Raw genomic sequence first — 19,712 nt, forward strand, 5'->3', positions numbered from 1 at the left:
CCGGCCTGAACCTGGGCGCGCTCCGCGGGACGCAGGTCCTGCAATCGCATCACGCGACAGTCGAGGTGCCCTCCGGACTGGCTATAACTGATAAGGGACAGTTCATTGCGCGCGTTGAGACAGCCCACCAAATAAGGATCGTGCAGTGACACACCCAGCATCGACCCTTGAATTCCCCGCACAATCGAGACGATGCCGTTGTACTCGGCGACGTAATAGTTGCTTCGGATTACGGTTCGCACGATCGCCAGGCCGGCAAGCACCAGCAGGACGATCAGCGTCACGAAGATGAACATCCTGCGCCGCGGCCACCGCGGGCGGCTCGGCGTTTCTTCTTGTGGCGCAACCCGTTTCGCGGCCTCTTTGCGAGGGCTGATCGCGGAAGCCCGGCCGGCCGATGTGTTGGGCAGGGTGGTCAGTTGGTCTTCTTCACCCGACACCGCCCCCGCGAGAATCGGCTGGGTCTGGCCGTAGTCGTAGTCGACGACGTCGGCGACTACGACCGTCACGTTGTCGGGTCCGCCACCGCGCAACGCCAATTCGATGAGGCGGTAAGCGCTTTCGGCGACGTCGGGGATCTGCAGGGCCTCGAGGATGGTTTCGTCGCTGACCGGGTCGGACAGCCCGTCCGAGCAGAGCAGGTAGCGATCACCTGCCCGCGCTTCCCGCATGGTCAATGTGGGCTCGACCTCGTGGCCGGTCAGCGCCCGCATGATCAGCGATCGTTGCGGATGGCTGTGCGCCTCTTCCCGCGTGATCCGTCCTTCGTCCACCAGGGTTTGGACAAAGGTGTCGTCCTTGGTGATCTGAGTCAGCTCGCCGTCGCGCAGCAGATAGCCGCGCGAGTCCCCGATGTGCACCAACCCAATACGGTTGCCCGCGAACAAGATTGCGGTGAGTGTGGTGCCCATCCCCTCGAGCTCGGGTTCCATCTCGACCTGTGCGGCGATAGCCGAGTTGCCCGCGCGCACCGCGGCGTCGAGCTTGGCGAGCAGGTCACCACCCGGTTCGTCGTCGTCCAGATGGGCCAGCGCGGCGATCACCAATTGAGACGCCACTTCGCCGGCGGCGTGGCCACCCATTCCATCGGCCAGCGCCAACAGTCGTGCGCCGGCATAGACCGAGTCTTCGTTGTTGGCGCGTACCAGGCCGCGATCGCTGCGGGCGGCATATCGCAGGACCAGGGTCACGGGCGCAACTCGATTGCCGTTTTGCCGATCCGAACCGGCGTTGCTATTGGGACTCGTACCGCAGTCGTCACCTTCGCCCTGTCAAGGTAAGTGCCGTTGGTCGATCCTAGATCCTCGACGTACCATTCCGAGCCGCGCTGAGACAGCCTGGCGTGCCGTGTCGAGGCGTAGTCGTCGGTCAGCACGAGCGTCGAATCGTCAGCGCGCCCGATGAGCACGGGCTGCCCGCTGAGCGTGATTCGCGCGCCCGCCAGCGAACCTTCCGTCACGACCAAATAGCGGGCAGCATGCCGGCGCTGCCGCGAGGGAAGGAGCGTGCCCCGTAACGCCAAGCCGCGACGCACCATGACAGCGCCGGTGGGTGCGTAGATGTCGGTCCGCAAGATTCGCAGCACCGACCAGATGAATACCCATAACAACATTAAAAATCCGGCACGCGTCAGTTGCAGTACTAGTCCCTGCATCTGGCGTCCTTTCCGTCCTGGCGTCGCATCCCTCGCATCGGTGACGCCGAGCACATCAGCAACGTCACGATACTTGGACGGTGGTCGGCGCGGGGCGAAGCACGGCAGCTTTGAGCCCGCTGCGATCAGTGGATCCGAACGATGATCTCCGAGTGGCCCAAACGGATGACGTCGCCATCGGCCAACTGCCACTCCTGTACCGGCGCGTTGTTGACGGTGGTGCCGTTTGTGGAATTGAGGTCGGTCAGCAGGGCCACGTGTCCATCCCAGCGGATTTCAAGATGACGGCGCGACACACCGGTGTCGGGCAACCGGAACTGCGCGTCCTGTCCGCGGCCCACGATGTTGGCGCCTTCGCGCAGCTGATATGTCCGACCGCTGCCGTCGTCGAGCTGCAGGGTGACCGAAGTCCCGGCAGCGCCGTAGCCGCCCCCCGCGTAACCGCCGTAGCCTCCGCCCGCGGGTTGACCGTAATCGGCCGCCTGGCCGTAGTCGGCTGACTGTCCGTACTCGTAGTCGCGCGACGGCGGTTCGGCGTATCCGCCGGCGGGAGGGGCGTACCCGCCGCCCCCGCCCGGAATGTGTTCGGCGTACTGGGTGTAGTCGCCCTGCCCGTAGTCCTGCTGGCCGTACTCCTGCTGGCCGTACTCCGGCTGGGCGTATTCCTGCTGCCCGTATCCCTGGCCACCACCTTGCTGGTAACCCTGGTCGTAGCCGGCGCCTTGGTCGGGGTAAGGCGGTCGAGGCTGTTCGGGCGCGCCTTGCGGTGCGTAGCCGGCGTCGTCCTGACGAACCGGCCCGCGGCCGTATTCGCTGTAGCCGCCGTAGCCCGGCTGGCCGCCTGCGGGCTGACCGCCGCCGGGAGGTCCGTAGCCACCACCCTGGCGGTAGCCCTGGTCGTAGCCTGGGCCGCCGCCGTAGCCGCCGCCAGGCGCCGGGGGGCGCTGCTCGTACGACGGCGGGGGGCCACCCTGGCTCTGGTCTGGGTAGCCGCGGCCCTGGTCCGGGTATCCGCCGCGCTGATCGGGGTAACCGCCGTGATCGGGGTATCCGCCGCGCTGATCTTGGTAGCCACCCTGGTCGGGGTATCCGCCGCGCTGGTCTTGGTAACCGCCCTGGTCGGGGTATCCGCCGCGCTGGTCTTGGTAACCGCCCTGCTCGGGGTGGCGAGGCGGCGGGTAGCCACCTTGGGGCGGGTAGCCGCCCTGCTCCGGCGGATATCCACCTCGTGGGTCGGCCCCGCCCTGCGGGTCCTGGCCGCCGCGCTGATCGTCTTGGGGACGCGCGTAGCGCTCGTCGTAGTAGTCGTCGCCGGGCCGCCCCTGCCCCTGACCGCCGCGGTAGCTCGAGTTGTCAGTCATTGGTGGTACTCCTGGTTCTGCGCTGAACGCCTGATTTGATTGTGGCCGGGCGGGGTCGTTGTCCGCCGGGCGGGGCTCGACATCGGGGTTGACAGCACCGCGGGCGCGGAACTGGCCGGTGTGCAGGTTCGGTGACTGCTCGAACCGAACCACAACCTCACCATACGTTTGCCACCCCTGTTCATAGATATAGTCAGCCAAGTACCTAGCGAAAACGCTCGACGTGAGATCGGGATCCGCGCGCACCTTCTCGAAGTCGTGCATACCGAGGGTAATGATGTATTCGTTGGGGGCCAAAAAACGATTGCCCTGAAGTGGCCGCACGCCGTCTTCGGCTTCGCGGCGCAATAGGGCCTCGACCTCCTGCGGAACTATCGATCCCCCGAACACTCGGGCAAACGCATCGCCGACGGTCGCCTCGAGTTTGCGCTCGATCCGCGCAACGAGCCCTTTGTGGCTACTCATGTTTCAGCGCTCGCCCGCACTTGTCTCGGCATATCGGCGGCGCAAGGCAAACGCCTCGCCCGCATGTCGCATCACTCAAGCATGGTATCGGGACACCTCGATGCTGCGGCACCGTGAGAACTCTGAGAATCGCATCACGCCAGCTCAGGGCGGGCTGCGCCCCGGCGCGAAGGCTCCCGGTCCCGCGCGAGCGGCTGGGGCACGCGGCCACTACAGTGGTATGGTCCTTCGGTTGTTTCCCGGGCGAGTGGCGGAATGGCAGACGCGCTGGCTTCAGGTGCCAGTGTCCTTCGGGACGTGGGGGTTCAAGTCCCCCTTCGCCCACCGAGCGGTTCGCACCGCGGCCTGTTGGGCCCGCGGCCGCACATGTGTTGCACTGCCTCACTTTTGGGAGCGCGTGACTGGGTCGTCGTCCTCGTCATCCCAATTGACCCATTCGGGAAGCGGCGTGTTCGGCATGGCCCCTAACGCGGATGCCTCGTAGCCGGGTTGGGTGCGGTCCCCCTTCCAGCGTGGATCCAACCTATTCGCTCGCGAGCGCCTAACGCCTCGTGTGATCAGAGCGACGGTGCCTCCGACGACAAAGGCGATCAGCGCAACCTTGAGAATCAGCAGCGCCATGTCAACGCGGCTCATGCGGCTGCGTCATTGCCCAGCCCTTGACCTCGGCGGTGACCGGGTCGGTGATGTCGCCGAATTCGGGATGCTTCTTGAGCACCGTTTGAACCATCGAGCACACCGGAACAATGCGTTTGCCTTCGTCGCGGGCGGCGTTGAGCGCCTTCTCGACCAGGATGGTCGCCAGCCCCCGCCCGCCGAATTCGGGATCGACGACCGTGTGGTGGAAAACGCGCTGATCGCCGCGGTCCGCATAGTCGGCATGGCCGACGGTCCGCCCTTCGACGGCGATTGTGTAGGTCTGGTGTCCCGCGGTGACGGTGGTCGGTGCACCGGTCTTGTCTGTAGTCATTAGGGATCCTTTCTCTCCGGTGTGGGTCGCGGCCGCAGCCGCGCGGTCGGCAGGGGCGGCGCCGGCAGGTGGGTGACCGAGCCCCGGTAGCCGTCGACAGCGCCGAAGCGCTCGTCGCCGTCCTGCCACTGATGGCGATAGCTGACGATGTCGTCGTGACTGCGCCCGACGAAGTTCCACCACATCACCAGCTCCTCGGTGAAGGGCGTCCCGCCCAGCAGCAGCACCCGCGCGGGTCCGTCCCCCGTGTTCTGCAGCCGCAGCGTCGAGCTCCCGGCGCCTTGATATCCGAGGTCGGCCACCCCCAGAGCGGTGCCGCCGAGCTGCACGGCACCGACGTCGCACAGCACGCCGTGCTCGAAGGCCGGGTCGACGTCCAGGTCCAGCCGGGTGTTCGAATCGAGGTCGAGCTGTGCGCCGAGTAGCGGCGTGAAGGTGGGCACGGGCGAACGGCTGCCGGCGAGCTCCCCGAGAAAAACGCGTGCTACCGCGCCGGGCAGCGATATCGGCGGGGGCGCATGGTGGGCGAAATCGCGTCCGGTGTCGCGAGTTGAGTCGGGAAGTGCCACCCAGAGCTGTGCGCCATGCAAGGCGGCGCCGGTGTCCACCGATACTTCGGAATGGCAGATGCCCGCTCCCGCCGTCATCAGGTTGAGCTCGCCGGGGCGGACCATGGCGTGCACGCCGGCACTGTCGCGGTGCTCCACTTCCCCTCTGAACAACCAACTCACGGTCTGTAGTCCCGTGTGCGGGTGTGGCGGCACGTCCATGCTCGCCCGCACGGGTCCGTAGTGGTCGATGAAACACCACGCGCCGATCAGCGAGCGTTGCCGTTGCGGCAGGGTTCGCTGTACCCGGATCGCCCTAGGCCCGCCCAGCGGAACTTCTCGTGGATGCAGCACCTCGATGCCCGCGACCCGTGAAGCGCTGCAAGCTACTTCGGTCGGCGCGGTCTCGAGGTTGCTCATCGTTCACCGATTATCGGCCCGGCGGTCGCAGCACCTTCATGGCGAGCCGCATGACCGGTTCCGGAATCCGATCCTGCATCGACAATGCGGCCCCGGCGGCGCGAGATCGCAATGGCGCGCCCCGACCGAAGACCCGGTTCAGCGGTCCCCCGGACGGCTCTATCACCACATGCAGCGGCGGCGTCCCCACGGCCGCGCCCAACGCGTTCGAAATGACCATCCGTTGAATCTCGCTGGTGCCTTCAAAGATGGTGTACAGCTTGGCATCTCGATACCACTTCTCCACCGGATGGTCGGTGATATAGCCCCAGCCGCCCAAGACTTGGACGGCGCGTTCGGTGGCCTTGACCGCCACTTCGCTGGCGGCGAGTTTCGACATCGAACCCTCGCCCCGCTCGAAGGGGACATTGTTGGCCGCCATCCACGAGGCACGCCACGTCAGCAGCCGGGCGGCGTCGATCTGGGTGGCAAGGTCGGCCAGGGGGAATGCGATGCCCTGGTTGTCGATGATGGGTCCGCCGAACGCCTCTCGTTCGGTGGCGTAGGACGTCGCGTACTCCAATGCGGCGCGCGCGATCCCGATTGCCTGGGCGGCGACCATCGGGCGCGTCTGTTCGAAGGTGCCCAAAGTCGCCGAGCCGGAACGTTCTCCGCCCGCCACCGCTTCGCGCGCCTTGGCGAGCTTGTGTTCGAGCTTGTCTTGCCCGCCAAGGAGGTTGTCGCCGGGAATCCGGACGTCCTCCAACATCAACTCGGCGGTGTGGGAGGCCCGACAGCCGAGCTTGTCGAGCTTTCGCACCATTTTCAGTCCGGGGGTACCGCCCGGGATCACGAACAGCGCCTGACCGCGGTGACCGAGTTCCTCGTCGACTACCGCATTGACCACGTGCACGTTGGCGATGCCGCCATTGCCGATCCACATTTTGTGGCCGTCGATAACCCAGTCGTCTCCGTCGCGGCGAGCATGGGTGCGCAGGTTGCGCACGTCGCTGCCGCCTTCGGGTTCGGAGATCGCCAGCGCCGCGAGTTTGAGATCGCCCGGTGTACCGAAACATTCGGGCGCCCATTGCAACATCTGCTCGGGGGAAGCGGCTTGGCCGATCGCCGACAACGCCAGCGCCGGCATGACGATCGCCAAGCCGATCCCCGCGCAGCCCCAAAACAGCTCCTCCATGAACATCGGCAAGGAGACGCCGGTCGAATCACCGATCAAGTCGCGGTAGAACAAGGGGCTGTAGAAGCCGCGCCGGGCGGCCTCCTCCAGCACCGGCCAGGGAAACTCCTGTCGCTGGTCGTAGTCGAGTGCGACCGGACGGATCACTTCTTCGGCGAACTCGTGGGTGCGCCGGGCCAGATCGTGTTGCGCAGCCGTCGGAGTCAGGTCGAACGTCATGGATGCGCTCTACCCGGTCGGCCGGGTCAGCAAACGGCTGACCGCCCAAACATTGCAGCTGTCAGGCGGCCGTACGGGGGCCGACTTGCGCGAGCGGTAGGTGCACCACCACCGCGGGCACCGCAACGACATCGTGTTCGCGGCGCGCCAGCAGCGCCGCGTTTTCGGGCAGCTGTCGGGAATTGATCTCTCCGGCGGCGATACGCCGGAGAACCTCGTGGGCGCGGGCGAGCTGGTCGCGCTTGCGGTATTGCCCACCCGGCAGTTTCACGCCGGCCCACACGCCGTATTCCTCGCGGTGTGCGATGGCGTGCTGGGCGCATTGCCGCTGCTGCGCCAGCGGGCAGCGGCGCAGGCATTGGAGCCGCGCCTCGGTGGCCGACTGCTCGTAAGCGCGCGCCTTTGCCGCGCCGTCACCGCCGTCATCGTCGGGGTAGCCGAACCAAAGTTCCGGGTTGGCTGCGCAGGGATGTCCCATGTCGGTCTCCTTGTCCGGTGAAACGTAGACAAAAGCGTATACACGTATGCGGGCCGCGCGCAAGAGAAACGTGACAAAAACATATATACAACGTCGATGGAGCTGGTCTGTGTAATATCCGGCCTATGGCCGGAGCCTGTGGTGAGCCGTGAATCGGCCGGTGCCGCCATCCGCGCGTTGCGCGAGTCGCGCGATTGGTCGCTAGCGGAGCTCGCCGCCGCGACCGGCGTGAGCGTTATGGGACTGAGCTATCTCGAGCGCGGCGCTCGCAAGCCGCACAAAAGCACAGTTCAGAAGGTTGAAAATGGGCTCGGCTTGCCGCCCGGGACCTACTCGCGGTTGCTGGTGGCCGCCGATCCGGATGCCGAGCTGGCCCGGCTGATCGCGGCGCAGCCGCCCGAAACCATGTCCGCGCGGCCGGCCGGCGCGGTCGTCGTCGACCGTCACAGCGACACCGAAGTGCTGGAAGGTTACGCCGAAGCGCAGCTCGACGCCCTCAAATCTGTCATCGATCGGCTGCCGGCGACGACATCAAACGAATATGAGACGTATATTCTCTCTGTGATCGCGCAATGCGTGAAGGCAGAGATGCTGGCCGCCAGCTCATGGCGGGTCGCCGTGAACGCCGGAGCCGATTCGACGGATCGGCTCATGAGGCACATCCAGTCGCTCGAGGAGACGCGCAGCGCTCTGCTGGAACGCATGCCGGCCAGCTTGAGTGCGCGGTTCGATCGGGCATGCGCGCAGTCGTCGCTACCGGAGCCGATCATCGCGGCATTGCTCGGTGTCGGCAGCGACGAGATGTGGGACATCCGCAACCGCGGGGTCATCCCGGCCGGAGCACTCCCCCGCGTTCGCGCTTTCGCCGACGCGGTCGAGCCGACGGACCACGGCGCGACCGACCAGGACACGGGTGAGGTGGAACTGTGATCGGAAGTGATATCGAGGTATTGAGTCGTGCGCACCAGATGTTTACCGGTGCCACTCGGCGCGCGACGCTGGACGCCACACCCGGCGATTACGGGAGATTGCTGTTGCGCAGTGCCGAGCTGAATAGTGGTGTGGCCCAAGCTGATTACCAGGCTTTGGCCGATCGCAGCAGGGAAGCATTGCTGGCGGCGGGGCGCACGGATGCCGCGGCGTCAGGCGTCATCGCGAGTGCACACCAGGATCGGGCACAGGCCCGCGAGCTCACCAAGAGTGTTCTCGACGAGGCTCGCGCGGACGCCGCGACCACCCCTATCACCCCGATGGCCCAGCGTGAGGCGATGCGGCGCAGTGCCGCCCGCCTGCGTGCCCAACGGGCGCACATACTGTCGGCCCGCTTGCGGGCGCGACGGCATTCGCTGGCACTGCGGGCGTTGCGATACCGAACGCTGCACCACCGCGGTCCGGGGTTGGCCGGCCTGCGGCTGCCGTCGCCAAGCGGCCGCGCCGGAATCGCGGTGCGCGCCGCCTTGTCGCGACTGGGCCGGCCCTATGTCTGGGGCGCGACGGGTCCCAACCAGTTCGACTGCTCGGGGTTGGTCCAATGGGCGTACGCGCAAGCGGGGATTCACCTGGACCGCACTACATACCAGCAGATCAACGACGGTATCCCCGTGCCCCGATCGCAAGTCCGGCCGGGTGACCTCGTCTTCCCGCACGCTGGACACGTACAGCTGGCCATCGGCAACAACCTGGTTGTCGAGGCGCCCTACTCGGGTGCCTCGGTACGGATCAGCCCATTGGGCAGTAACGTTCAGATCCGCCGACCGATATGAGAACCAAGACCACCCAGATTCACCTGGGCAGATGAATAGGTTGAACGCATGTCGGAACAATCCGGGCCCTCGGTAGCCGCCATTCAGGCACGTCAGGCAGCACTGGTCGACCAACACGGCACGGTCGCTGAGGCCGACCGCGTGCTCACGGAAGTCCTTGCCAGCGCCCACGCCGCGATCCGGGAGAGCCTGCGGCGGCTTGACGCGATCGCCGACGAAATCGAACGCGCCGCCCCGGATCAGGACCACCTCGCCGTCGATACCCCGATGGGCGCCCGTGAGTTTCAGCGGTTTCTGGTCGCCAAGCAACGCGAGATCGTGGCGATCGTGGCAGACGCTCACGAGCTCGATCGCGCGAAAACTGCTGTCTTGGAAGGATTACGGGCACAGTACGCCGCCTCTAGGGGCTAGCCCGATTCGTGCGATCCGTTCATGCACAGGCCCGCCGTGGTGAATTGTCGGCGAGTTCGTGCCTGAGTACTGTCACCCGGCATGGAGGGGACGCGACACCGCCCGCACTGGGGCGCAGCGCTGTTCGCCTAGCAGATGTCGACCTATGACGAACTACTCGCCACCGTCAAACGTGTGCGCGACCGCACCGGCGATCCCAACGCCTGGCAGACGGGATTGACGCGGACCGAGTTGACTGCCGTGGTCACGCCCACCACGCGATCGGAAGAACTCGATGCGATCCTGCTCAAGATCCGGCAACAACACCCCGACCTCTTTGACGTGAGGACACTCGGGGGCGCAGCACCGGCGCCGTCGGATCGACAGCAGGGTGCCGCCGCAGAAGCCATAGCGGACGCCGAAGCCGCTCTAGCACACCAGAATTCGGCAAGCTCGCAGCTGGACCTGCAAGTGGTTTCGGCCATCATGAATGCACACCTGATGACCGTCGAGGGCAGGGACGCGCTGACCAAATTGCAGCACGAGACCGAAGCGGCGGTGCAGACGCGATCCGATCTGGACACCCCGGCGGGAGCACGCGATTTTCAGCGGTTTCTCATCGGCAAGCTCAGAGACATTCGGGCCGTGGTCGCGAATGCGAGCCTCGATGACACGTCGAAGTCAGCGCTGATGGCCGCATGGACATCGTTGTACGACGCTTCCAAAGGTGGGCCGAGCAACCCCGGCGACAGCCGGCCGGTGTCCGGCGCCCCCACAAGTGCACCCGTGCGCGGCGCTACCGAACAGTCCGCGGATGTTGCCGGATGGGATCCATTATTGGATTCACTGTTGGCCGACGATCCCGGCCCGCTGGCCGAGGATTCATCGGATCCGTATTCGACACCGGGTTCCACCGCGCCCGCGATGCCCTCGGCGCCGGTCCCGCCGAGCATTCCCAACTTCGGCGCGGGTTCGCTGCCCGGTCTGGGCACGACCAGCCCGCTGGCCGGTTGGAGTGGCCCGGGTGGGTTACCGCTTGCCGGGTCGCAAGAGTCGAGCGATCCGGGGTCGCGGGGTCTGGACGACAACGGGTTGCTGGCGTCGGAAGAGTCCGATCCGACCGATCGCGACCCCAGCGAGGAAGCCGACGACGATAAGGGCGACGCGTCAACGGATGAACGCGATCCGCAGCCCGCGGGTCCGACAACGGTCACCCTGCCCAATGGCGAGACGGTGACGGCGGCCAGCCCGCAGCTGGCCGCGACGATCAAGGCCGCGGTTGGCGGCGCGTCGATTGCGGATGCATTCCACCAGCAAGGAATGACCATTCCCCCACCGGGAACGGCGGTGACCAATCCGATCGAGCCGCTGCAGCTCGCACCGGGTGATATCGGCATGTTCACCGATCGCCACGCGCTCGCGCTGGGCCACGATAAAGCCCTCCTCGACGGGCAGATTCAGCACATCGCCTCCGTAAGCGGGCCGAGCTTTCTAGGCTGGGAGCATCCGCCGGTGGCGGCCGCGACCGCGCCGGCTACGACCGACACACCGGCACCCACCCGCCCGGCGGGGACGGCGACTACCTGACAATAGTGATCTCGCCGCTCTTACCGGCGGCGCATGAAGAGGAGACAGCGGATGGCAGATCGAATCCATGTGGTGCCCGCACATTTGCGCGATGCCGCCGCGCATCATCAGGACACCTCCGAGTACTTGCGCACCGTTCCGTCATCCCACCCCGCGATCCAGGAGAGCCTGGACTCGCTGGGGCCCATCTTCAGCGAATTGCGCGATGCCGGACGCGAGCTGCTCGAGCTCAGGCGCCAGTGCTACGAGCAGCAGGCCAACGATCACGCTGACATGGCGCACAAACTGAATACCTCGGCGGCGGTCTGGGACCAGCACGAGGAAGATGCGGCCGGAAAGCTCGGCGGCATAGTCGACGGCGGTCGATGACCGACGCCAATCCCGCTTTCGACACGGTTCACCCCAGCGGACACATCCTTGTCCGCTCTTGCCGCGGCGGATATATGCACAGCGTCGCGTTGAGCGAAGAGGCAATGGATACCGACGCCCAAACCTTGGCAAAGGGCATCCTTTTGACCGCCGACGTGTCGTGCCTGAAAGCGCTGCTGGAAGTTCGCGACGAGATCGTGGCCGCCGGGCACACGCCGTCGACGGCCGTGCCTACTCCGCACGATCTAGATGCGGCGATTGAGAAACTGTTGGCGCACAAGCTGCGCCGCCGGGATGACGCGGGTTAGGCCGGCAGTTAGATAACCCAGGTTTTGACGATGTCGGGGTCGGGAGCGATATCGGTCGGCGGCTCGATGGGGTTGGCGCCGAACAACTCTCGCGCGCGGCCCAGTAGAGCGCGGACTTCGTCGAGTTGCTGCTGCAGCGCAGAATCAGCCATGCCCTCACGGTACTCAGGCCCTCGGATCTGCACAATTCACCTTCGGAATAAACGATCTGCCGAATGCCGGTAGGCTTGGCCCGTGGCCATCTTCGGTCGGATAGCAGCGCGCCAGCGCCTCCGGAGAGCTACCCGGGAATCATTGGAGATTCCGGCCTTCAGCTCTCAGATCGACTGCACCCCTTGGGTGACAGGCGGGCTTTGGCCTGCCGAACTGTCGACGATCACCGGCGAAACCGCCGCGCTCGCAGACTATCTCAGGGCTGACCTGCAGCGGATAACCCGTACCGCGAACGACGAGCTCAAAGTCATTAAGCGGGCCGATATGACCGATTCCGCGCGGGAGGCGGAAGAGGCCCGAGTCATCGACGAAGCTCGTGCTCACGCCCAGCGCCGAGTCGAATCGACGCTGCGTCATGTGCGCGCGATGCGGGCCGAGATGCTCGCAGGCCACCGGCGCCCGCAGGTCAGACAACGTGTCGCCCGGCGAGACGTCCACGAGACGCAAGTCATACCGGCCGTTAGGGATGTGGAGCCCGCCGTTGCCGCCCCCGCGGGTGCCGAACCGGCGCCGCCGCAGCCCGCCGAGGGCGACCGCCACGAGGCGCCCGCCGCTCCCCCGGTAGCAGCTGCTCCGCCAGCCGACGATCGCGCCGAACCTCAGGTTTCGGAGGCTCGGCATCGGGCGCCCGACGATGACGACGCCGCGACGACCGTTATTACGCCGGAGTCGACGACCCAGGAGGTTCCGGATGTCACGGAGACCCTGGAGGTGCCGCACGCCGCGGAGGTGCCGGAGCCGGCGGAGGTTCCGCAGGCGGCGGCGGCGGCCGACGAGGCCACGGAGACTGAAGCCGCGGAGACCGCCGAGGCCGAGCAGACCGAAGACGCCGCCGAGGCCGAGGTGGCGCTGGAGCCCGAGGACGCCACCCAGGTCATGGAGGCCATCGCGCTCGAGGCTCCCGAGCGGGACGCGGTTGCGCCGGAGGCCCCTGAGGCTGAGACCACAGAGCTGCAGATTGTGGAGCCAGAAGCAGTGGAACCGGACGTCGCGGAGGCGGCGGAGGAGCCGGAGGCGCCACGCGAGGCGCAGCCGGAGCCCGTGGAGGCAGAGACCGCGGAGCTGCGGATCGTGGCGCCCGCGGAGACGGAGGCGCCCAAGGCCGTGGAGGCCCCGGCGACCGTCGAGGCCCCCGCCGTGGCTGAATCCGACGACGAGCGATTGCAGCGGCTCCTCGCGTTCGTCGTTCACCAAGAACCACAGTTGAACTGGGCAGTCGGCGATCTCGCGGACGGGACGACGCTTTTGGTCACCGACCTCGCGCACGGCTGGATTCCGTCGGGCATCGCGCTTCCGGCAGGCGTTCGGTTGTTGGAGCCCCGGCGTCGCCGCGGCAAAGTCTCCGCTCTGCTCGACGAGGCGACTCGGACGGCGACCTACACCCCGGGCGATTTCATTGGCCGCCATGACGACGTCGCCGCGACGGAATCCTCGGTGCGGCCCCGCGAGCTGCCGCCGGTCGACGATCTGGGATGGGAACTGGGTCGGGCTACGCATTGGCGCGACGGGTTGCCGCGGTTGGTGCACACGTTGGCCAAGGCCGCCGCGGCGGGTACCGGCGTCGTAGAAGAAGAAGTCGACCTGCTGCGCGTGCACCTCGACACCGCCCGCTACCAGCTCCTGGGCCAGTATCCGGATATCGCACCCGCGCTGTTACTCAACTGTTTGTTGTTGGCCGCGACCGAAAGCCTCGTCGCGCGGGACGCGGTATCGGCGAACTATCACTTCGCCTGGTTTCAGAAGCTCGACGCCCCACCCGCGAGTCAGTGGACAACCGCCCCCAAATCATGAATTGACGCTGGTTGGAGGGGTCGACGATACTGTCAACGTGTCGGGATCGGGCAGTCGCGCGAATCTGAGCGACAAGGATCTCGTCGAATCGGTTTTGCGTGACCTGAGCGAGGCTGCCGACAAGTGGGAAGCGCTTGTCGCGCAGGCCGAGACAGTCACGTACAGCGTGGACTTGGGCGATATCCGCGCCGTTGCAAACTCCGACGGCCGATTGCTCGAGTTGACTCTGCATCCGGGCGTGATGACCGGCTACGCCCACGGAGAATTGGCCGACAGGTTGAACCTCGCGATCGCGGCTCTCCGCGAAGAGGCGGAAACCGAGAACCGGGAAAGATATGGGGGCCAGTTGCAGTGACGTCGGTGTCGACGCAGCAGATCCGCGTCGACGGCCGAAAGGAGAATGACCGTGCCACTCAATCTGTCCAACCGGGACCAGAATTCGGGGCACCTGTTTTACAACCGGCGATTGCGTGCCGCGATCACCAGGTTCTCAGTGCGGATGAAGCACGACGATCGCAAACAGCAAGCGGCGGTGGCGCTGTCGATCGTGCTCGTCCTCATCGGCCTCGGCTGGATGGCGCTCCTTCATGTCATGAAGCCCGCGGGTTTGGTTGGCCAGTCCGCCATCATCGGCGACCGTGACACCGGCGCGGTCTACGCGAAGATCAACGGACGCCTCTACCCCGCCCTCAATCTGACGTCCGCGCGGCTCGCGATCGGCAACGCGAGTGCGCCCACCTGGGTCAAGGCGAGCGAGATCGCGAAGTACCCGACGGGCCCGATCATCGGCATTCCCGGCGCGCCGGACAGCCTGCCCATCACGGCGAGCGCCGTATCTGCTTGGTCGGTGTGCGACACCGCGGCCACTCGAGGCAGCGGAACCGCTCCGGTGGTGACGTCAATCGCCGGCCAGCTCTCGCCGTTCGGGCGGTCGGCGGCCATGGGCCCGACGCAAGCCATCCTCGCGACCCACAAGGGCGCGACCTACGTGATCTGGAGAGGCCAGCGGTCCCGCATCGACCCGACCGACCGATCGGTGACGTTCAACCTCGGTCTTGACCCCGGCGTGACGTATCCGATCGAAATCTCGAACGCGCTTTTCGATGCGATGCCCTCAACGGAACCCCTTGTGTTACCGGCGATTCCGGGCCAGGGCACACCGTCGCGGTGGCTGCCGGGTTCCCCGGTGGGCAGCGTCCTGGAAACCCGTGACGCCAGCGGCACCGTCAACGGCTTCTATGTGCTGTTGCCGACCGGCGTCCAAAAGATCACCAGTTTCGTCGCGGACTTGTTGCGGACCGCCAATTCGGAGGGTTCGACGACACCGATCCTGATCGGACCGGACAAGCTGATCCAGATACCGGTGGTCGACGTGCTCGACGTCGACTACTACCCGTCGGGAAAGATGGAATTCATCGACACCTCGGCCAATCCGGTGACATGCGTCGGCTGGGAGAAGCAGCCCGGCGACCCGCAGGCCAGGATCACCGTCTTCAGCGGGCGGGGTTTGCCGGTCTCGATCGGTATGGATGATCGAATTGTGCATCTGGTCCGCGACGACCGTGATCCCAATTCACCTGAGGCACAACAGACATTGATGCTGCCGGGCGCGGCAAACTTCGTCACGACGACAAGCGGCGTCAGCACCTCCGACACCCGGGAAAGCCTGTACTGGCTTTCACCGCAAGGTGTTCGGTACGGGATCCAATCGGATCAGCGGACACTGAAGGCACTGGGGATGGATCCACGCTTGGCCGTGCAAGCGCCCTGGCCGATAGTGCGTACGTTCGCGCCCGGGCCGGCGATCAGTCGCGATGCCGCCTTGGTGTCGCGCGATGCGGTGTCCGGAGGCGGAGCCGTGGCGCCCATTCCCGATTCCAACGATCAGGCAAGCGGGGGTTAAGCAATGTCCAAACGGGGTTTCGTCCGGGGCAGGCGCAAGCCGCCACCGAGTGTTCCGCCCGTCCGGGTCGCGGTCGCCGCGCCGCTGGCGCTGCCCGAGCGGGAGCCGCGCAACATCCTGCTGATGATCGCGCTGCCCGCCCTGCTGGTTGGGATCATCGGCACGCTCGTGGTGATGTACGCCTCGGGGATTCGATCGTTGCAGTCAGGGTTCTTCCCGATGATCGGTCTGGTCGGCTTCGGGACACTGATGTTCAGCGGGCGCTTCGGCCGCGGTCGCCGAATCAGTTGGGGTGAACAGGAAAAGGCGCGCCGCAGCTATCTACGCCAACTCGACGAAGACCGCGAGGAAGTCCAGCGCGCCGCTCAGGAACAGCGACGCAGCCAACTTTTCGTGCACGGTGATCCGCAGAAACTGGACACCGTCATCGGTGGTCCACGGATGTGGGAACGCCGCGTAGCGGACTCGGATTTCCTCGACGTCCGCCTGGGCATCGGTGTGCAGCAAGCCAGCGAATCGGCGGTGTCACTGCAGTGGCCGGACGTGCCCGTCGGGGAAGAGCTCGAACCGGTAACCGGCGGCGCGCTAAGGGATTTCATCCTCGAGCAGAGCAAAATTCGCGGGATCGGCAAGGTGCTGAGCCTGCGGGCGAAACCCGGATTCAGCTTCATCGGCGACGATCCGGGCGAACTGCATAGTTTTGCCCGCGCAATCCTGTGCTCCCTGGCCGTCTATCACGGCCCGAACGATCTCAAGCTGATGGTCGTCACCCGTCATCCCGAGCAGTGGTCGTGGATTGTGTGGCTCCCCCACAACCAGCACGACGAGATGTTCGACGCATGCGGGCTGCGCCGGTTGGTGTTCGCGTCACCGACCGAACTGGAAGAGGCGCTCGACTCCGAGCTGCACCGCAAGGGCCGCGGCCCGTGGGCGCCACCGGTCGGAACCAGCCCCACGTCAATGCCGTCGCCGATGGAATCGGCCCCTGGGCTGGCGTTGGGCCCACACTGGGTGATCGTCGACGACAACGTCGGCACGCCCGAGCAGTGGGAAGGTGTGACCGGGCAAAAGGGCATGGCCGGCATCACCGTGTTGCGGCTGGCGACGCGGCCGGGCGTCGGTGTCGGGTTCACTGACGACAGCGAGCGATTCGGGCTGCACGAGGGCAGGCTCACGCACCGCGGCACCTTCTATGCGGTCGCGGACATGCTCGCGGAGAGCACCGCCAATCGGTACGCACGCGCGCTCGCCCGCTGGTCTCCGATGACCGCCGGGGAATTGTCGGAGACCGACAGCCAGGGCGGCGAATTGCTGCGGGCGCTGGGCATCAGCGATCCGCGCGAGTTGGACGTCGACAGGCTGTGGGCCGAGAGCCGTGGCCGCGGCGACCACAAGTGGGCGATGGTGCCCGTCGGTGTCAAGCAGGGCGGCGAGCTGCAATATGTCATCCTGCGCGCCAAGGACTTTGGTGGCTTCGGGTTTCACTCCGTCGTGATCGGAACGTCAGGTTCTGGGAAGTCGGAGTACTTCCTGTCCCTGTGCAGCGGGATTGCGCTGACGCATTCGCCGGAAACGTTCATCGTGATCTTCGTCGACATGAAGTTCGAGTCGGCGGCCCAGGACCTGCAGGGCTTTCCGCACGTGGCGGGCTCGTTGTCCAACCTCGGCAAGGATGACCGTCACCTGGCCGAGCGGATGCGCAAGGCGATCAACGGCGAAATCGCAAGGCGTTACCGGCTTTTCAAGGAAGCCGGTGCGCGTGACGCCAACGAGTACGAGGAGATGCGGCTCGCCGGCCGGGACCTCGAGCCGGTCCCGATCCTGTTGGTGATCATCGATGAGTACCTCGAGTTGTTCATTCATCATCCCGAGTGGATCGATCTGGTCATCCACATCGGCCAGGAGGGCCGCGGCTGTAACGTCTTCTTCACGCTCGGCGGTCAGCGATTGGATCTGTCGTCGCTGAGTAAAGCCAAGAGCAACATCGCGTTCCGTGTAGCCCTGCGCGCCGAGACCGCGGAAGATTCCCGTGACGTGATCGGAAGCGACGCGGCGCTGCATCTTCCGTCGAAAGAAAACGGGTACGCCCTGCTCAAGGTAGGGCCGCGCGACCTGGAGCAGTTCCGGTGCTTCTACGTGTCGGCACCATTCGTGGTGCCCAAGCGGGTGGTCAACGTGAACAAGACTGTGGACGTTAGCTTTTCCCAACCGCGTGCCCTTACCTGGGCGTACCAGCCGCTCAGCGAGGCGGACAGCGCAGCACTAGCCGTCGCCGACGAGCCCGAGGAGCCCGACGAGTTCCTTTTCCACGCCGACGGATTCCGCAAGAAGAAGCTCGTCGACATCATCCGGGAGTCGCTGACCTCCCATCCGGCACGTCCGCCGCACCAAATCTGGCTTCCGCCTTTGGAAGTCAGTGAGCCAATCGATGCGCTCGTGGCGCGCTGGCGCGGTAAGCCATGGCACGTCGACTACGGCGAGAACCCCGGACTGGTGTTCCCGGTCGGCATTGTGGACATTCCCGAAGAGCACGACCAAAGGGTCCACGTCATCGACGCCGAGATGGACAACGTCATGGTGGTCGCGACGGCTCAGCGCGGCAAGTCCACCACGCTGATGACGTTGATGGCCTCGGCGGCGCTGATGTATCGGCCCGAACGGGTCACGTTCTTCGGCATCGGGGCGTCGCTTTACCCGGTCGAAGACCTGCCGCACGTCGCGTCCGTCGTTAGTCAGACGGACACCGAGGGCGTGTCGCGGACCATCGCCTCGATCGAGGGATTGATCCTGGCCCGCGAGGCGTCGTTCAAGCAGTACCAAATCGACATCTCCGAATTTCGGGAGCGCCGATTCGGCACGGACGCGGCGGGAGCCGGCACCGATCCGGACGACAAGTTCGGCGATGTGTTCCTAGTCGTCGACAACTTCAGCGACCTCTACGAGAAGGATCCCTCAATCGGCGACCGCCTCATCGCGATCGCTCGCCAGGGCCTGTCCTACGGCGTCCACGTCATGACCAGCGCCACGGCGTGGCTGGTGGGGCAAAAGCAGGGGCTGGTCAACGTGTCGAACGCGCGCATCCAGCTCCGGTTGAGCAACCCCGACGAGACGCAGATGGGCGAGGGCTTCGAGCGCAGGAAGGCGGCCCGCAACACCCTGGACCGGCCCGGCTTCGGCGTCACCCGGCAGGGACACGAGTTGCTCGTCGGGATGCCGGAACTCACGTCGGCCACCGGCGAGCGAATTGCGACGCGCGCGATGGGCGCGGTCATTGCCGAAGTGACGGGTGCGGGCAGGCTGGAGAGGTTGGCGCGACTTCCGGAGCGGGTTGAGCTCGGCCAGATTATCGGCGCGTTCGCGGGTACCGCCGAGGCGGCCGATCCGCTCAACATCCCCTTCGCGATCGGCGAAAGCGCTTTGCAGCCCGTGGTTTTGCCGGCGCGAACGGTGCCGAACATGCTCGTCTTGGGCCGGCAGCTGTGCGGGAAGACCACCACGTTGGCGGCGTTCGGGCAGGCGATCATGAGCAGGTTCGATCCCGAGCAGGCGCAGATCACCATCATCGATCCCAAGACGTCGCTCATCGGCAAGATCCGCGGCCCGCACGTGCGCGCCTATGCCTACACGGCTGAGGACGTCGACGAGGTGATAGAGGGGTTGGCCGCGATCATGCGCGATCGCCTGCCTCCGTCGGGTCTGAGCCAGGAGGAGTTGCTCAGCCGCAGCACGTGGGAGGGTCCGCACCACTTCGTCCTGATCGACGACGAGCAGGAGCTGCGTCCGCACGGAATCATCGGAAAGAACGCGGCGACGGCGCCCTTGTGGGGATTGATCGAGCGCAGCCGGGAGATCGGGCTGCACGTGATCGCCTCGCGCCTGCCAGGCAACTGGGCCGGGATCTCGGTGACCAATCCGTTCCTGCAGAAGCTGACCAGTTCGCGAGCACCCACCTTGTTCATGGACAACGATCCGGCGGCGGTCAAAGTGTTCGGCCGGGTCAGCGCCCAGCAACTTCCCCCCGGACGTGGCCTGCTGGTCACGACGGACGGGGCGATGGAGGGAGTGCTGGTAGGAGTCCCGGAATAGCGTGATCCGAACG

At 65.9% G+C, this 19,712-nt stretch carries 18 protein-coding genes, 1 tRNA gene and 1 pseudogene; 12 read left to right on the forward strand and 8 right to left on the reverse strand.

What is annotated here, in order from left to right; all coding sequences use genetic code 11:
* The 3 genes from A5745_RS21850 to A5745_RS21860 all read right to left on the reverse strand — a co-directional run.
* The coding region (locus A5745_RS21850; RefSeq protein ID WP_076118846.1) for a PP2C family serine/threonine-protein phosphatase at positions 1-1,190 on the reverse strand (1,190 nt) is incomplete at its 3' end.
* Positions 1,187-1,654: an FHA domain-containing protein gene (locus A5745_RS21855; protein ID WP_076059994.1), complete on the reverse strand. Its 468-nt coding sequence runs from the start codon at positions 1,652-1,654 to the stop codon at positions 1,187-1,189. The genes A5745_RS21855 and A5745_RS21850, both read right to left, overlap by 4 nt.
* Before the next feature lie 125 nt (positions 1,655-1,779).
* Positions 1,780-3,480 carry a DUF3662 and FHA domain-containing protein gene (locus A5745_RS21860; protein ID WP_076059992.1) on the reverse strand — a complete coding sequence of 567 codons (1,701 nt, stop codon included), beginning with the start codon at positions 3,478-3,480 and terminating at the stop codon, positions 1,780-1,782.
* Positions 3,481-3,721: 241 nt separating this feature from the next.
* Between A5745_RS21860 and A5745_RS21865 the strand changes: the two genes are divergently transcribed.
* Positions 3,722-3,804, forward strand: a tRNA-Leu gene (locus tag A5745_RS21865).
* Positions 3,805-4,102: 298 nt separating this feature from the next.
* On the opposite strand, the gene A5745_RS21875 is transcribed toward A5745_RS21865, so the two are convergent.
* The 4 genes from A5745_RS21875 to A5745_RS21890 form a co-directional block, all read right to left on the reverse strand.
* Positions 4,103-4,450 carry a GNAT family N-acetyltransferase gene (locus tag A5745_RS21875; RefSeq protein ID WP_076118851.1) on the reverse strand — a complete coding sequence of 116 codons (348 nt, stop codon included), beginning with the start codon at positions 4,448-4,450 and terminating at the stop codon, positions 4,103-4,105.
* On the reverse strand, positions 4,450-5,418 hold the full coding sequence (locus tag A5745_RS21880; protein WP_076118853.1) for a pirin family protein: 969 nt from the start codon (positions 5,416-5,418) through the stop codon (positions 4,450-4,452). The genes A5745_RS21875 and A5745_RS21880 overlap by 1 nt, the downstream gene beginning before the upstream one ends.
* A gap of 10 nt (positions 5,419-5,428) precedes the next feature.
* Complete coding sequence (locus A5745_RS21885) at positions 5,429-6,811, reverse strand: acyl-CoA dehydrogenase family protein (protein WP_076118856.1); 1,383 nt, start codon at positions 6,809-6,811, stop codon at positions 5,429-5,431.
* A gap of 61 nt (positions 6,812-6,872) precedes the next feature.
* Positions 6,873-7,289 carry a WhiB family transcriptional regulator gene (locus A5745_RS21890; RefSeq protein WP_076060071.1) on the reverse strand — a complete coding sequence of 139 codons (417 nt, stop codon included), beginning with the start codon at positions 7,287-7,289 and terminating at the stop codon, positions 6,873-6,875.
* A gap of 141 nt (positions 7,290-7,430) precedes the next feature.
* On the opposite strand from A5745_RS21890, the gene A5745_RS21895 reads away from it, so the two are divergent.
* From A5745_RS21895 to A5745_RS21920, 6 genes are all read left to right on the forward strand, one after another.
* Positions 7,431-8,219 (forward strand): helix-turn-helix domain-containing protein, encoded by a 789-nt coding sequence (locus A5745_RS21895; RefSeq protein ID WP_076118874.1) that lies wholly within the window; start codon positions 7,431-7,433, stop codon positions 8,217-8,219.
* Positions 8,216-9,052, forward strand: coding sequence for a C40 family peptidase (locus A5745_RS21900; protein WP_139329733.1), 837 nt, complete (start codon positions 8,216-8,218; stop codon positions 9,050-9,052). The genes A5745_RS21895 and A5745_RS21900 overlap by 4 nt, the downstream gene beginning before the upstream one ends.
* A 48-nt stretch (positions 9,053-9,100) precedes the next feature.
* The gene (locus A5745_RS21905) at positions 9,101-9,463 is read left to right on the forward strand and encodes a DUF4226 domain-containing protein (protein ID WP_076118858.1); all 363 of its coding nucleotides are present in this window, start codon (positions 9,101-9,103) and stop codon (positions 9,461-9,463) included.
* A gap of 135 nt (positions 9,464-9,598) precedes the next feature.
* Positions 9,599-11,029 (forward strand): DUF4226 domain-containing protein, encoded by a 1,431-nt coding sequence (locus tag A5745_RS21910; protein ID WP_076118859.1) that lies wholly within the window; start codon positions 9,599-9,601, stop codon positions 11,027-11,029.
* Positions 11,030-11,080: 51 nt separating this feature from the next.
* Positions 11,081-11,398, forward strand: a complete 318-nt coding sequence (locus A5745_RS21915; protein ID WP_076059977.1) for an ESX-1 secretion-associated protein — start codon at positions 11,081-11,083, stop codon at positions 11,396-11,398.
* On the forward strand, positions 11,395-11,706 hold the full coding sequence (locus A5745_RS21920) for a DUF2694 family protein (protein ID WP_076059975.1): 312 nt from the start codon (positions 11,395-11,397) through the stop codon (positions 11,704-11,706). The genes A5745_RS21915 and A5745_RS21920 overlap by 4 nt, the downstream gene beginning before the upstream one ends.
* Before the next feature lie 8 nt (positions 11,707-11,714).
* Here A5745_RS21920 and A5745_RS24825 read toward each other — a convergent pair whose 3' ends face one another.
* The gene (locus A5745_RS24825; RefSeq protein WP_170874449.1) at positions 11,715-11,858 is read right to left on the reverse strand and encodes a hypothetical protein; all 144 of its coding nucleotides are present in this window, start codon (positions 11,856-11,858) and stop codon (positions 11,715-11,717) included.
* A gap of 82 nt (positions 11,859-11,940) precedes the next feature.
* Between A5745_RS24825 and A5745_RS25385 the strand changes: the two are divergent.
* The 5 genes and pseudogenes from A5745_RS25385 to eccCa all read left to right on the forward strand — a co-directional run.
* Positions 11,941-12,274, forward strand: a pseudogene (locus A5745_RS25385) (hypothetical protein); the annotation flags it as partial.
* 521 nt (positions 12,275-12,795) lie between these two features.
* The gene (locus A5745_RS25390; RefSeq protein ID WP_175879867.1) at positions 12,796-13,710 is read left to right on the forward strand and encodes a DUF5631 domain-containing protein; all 915 of its coding nucleotides are present in this window, start codon (positions 12,796-12,798) and stop codon (positions 13,708-13,710) included.
* A 37-nt stretch (positions 13,711-13,747) separates the two neighbouring features.
* Positions 13,748-14,065, forward strand: a complete 318-nt coding sequence (locus A5745_RS21930) for a DUF2710 family protein (protein WP_076059972.1) — start codon at positions 13,748-13,750, stop codon at positions 14,063-14,065.
* Positions 14,066-14,116: 51 nt separating this feature from the next.
* Positions 14,117-15,613 (forward strand): type VII secretion protein EccB, encoded by a 1,497-nt coding sequence (gene eccB, locus A5745_RS21935; protein ID WP_076118876.1) that lies wholly within the window; start codon positions 14,117-14,119, stop codon positions 15,611-15,613.
* Between the two features lie 3 nt (positions 15,614-15,616).
* A complete protein-coding gene (gene eccCa, locus A5745_RS21940; RefSeq protein WP_076059970.1) occupies positions 15,617-19,699 on the forward strand; it encodes a type VII secretion protein EccCa in 4,083 nt (1,360 codons plus the stop codon).
* The last annotated feature ends 13 nt before the right edge of the window (positions 19,700-19,712 follow it).

This window comes from Mycobacterium sp. IS-2888 (assembly GCF_001954215.1).
In the GTDB taxonomy this organism is placed as follows: domain Bacteria; phylum Actinomycetota; class Actinomycetes; order Mycobacteriales; family Mycobacteriaceae; genus Mycobacterium.

What these genes read in the sequence shown, in the direction of transcription:
- A5745_RS21855 (WP_076059994.1), bottom strand. Translation starts at nt 1,654, where the DNA reads ATGCAGGGACTAGTACTGCAACTGACGCGTGCCGGATTTTTAATGTTG.
- A5745_RS21860 (WP_076059992.1), bottom strand. Translation starts at nt 3,480, where the DNA reads ATGAGTAGCCACAAAGGGCTCGTTGCGCGGATCGAGCGCAAACTCGAG.
- A5745_RS21875 (WP_076118851.1), bottom strand. Translation starts at nt 4,450, where the DNA reads ATGACTACAGACAAGACCGGTGCACCGACCACCGTCACCGCGGGACAC.
- A5745_RS21880 (WP_076118853.1), bottom strand. Translation starts at nt 5,418, where the DNA reads ATGAGCAACCTCGAGACCGCGCCGACCGAAGTAGCTTGCAGCGCTTCA.
- A5745_RS21885 (WP_076118856.1), bottom strand. Translation starts at nt 6,811, where the DNA reads ATGACGTTCGACCTGACTCCGACGGCTGCGCAACACGATCTGGCCCGG.
- A5745_RS21890 (WP_076060071.1), bottom strand. Translation starts at nt 7,289, where the DNA reads ATGGGACATCCCTGCGCAGCCAACCCGGAACTTTGGTTCGGCTACCCC.
- A5745_RS21905 (WP_076118858.1), top strand. Translation starts at nt 9,101, where the DNA reads ATGTCGGAACAATCCGGGCCCTCGGTAGCCGCCATTCAGGCACGTCAG.
- A5745_RS21910 (WP_076118859.1), top strand. Translation starts at nt 9,599, where the DNA reads ATGTCGACCTATGACGAACTACTCGCCACCGTCAAACGTGTGCGCGAC.
- A5745_RS21915 (WP_076059977.1), top strand. Translation starts at nt 11,081, where the DNA reads ATGGCAGATCGAATCCATGTGGTGCCCGCACATTTGCGCGATGCCGCC.
- A5745_RS21920 (WP_076059975.1), top strand. Translation starts at nt 11,395, where the DNA reads ATGACCGACGCCAATCCCGCTTTCGACACGGTTCACCCCAGCGGACAC.
- A5745_RS24825 (WP_170874449.1), bottom strand. Translation starts at nt 11,858, where the DNA reads ATGGCTGATTCTGCGCTGCAGCAGCAACTCGACGAAGTCCGCGCTCTA.
- A5745_RS25390 (WP_175879867.1), top strand. Translation starts at nt 12,796, where the DNA reads ATGGAGGCCATCGCGCTCGAGGCTCCCGAGCGGGACGCGGTTGCGCCG.
- eccCa (WP_076059970.1), top strand. Translation starts at nt 15,617, where the DNA reads ATGTCCAAACGGGGTTTCGTCCGGGGCAGGCGCAAGCCGCCACCGAGT.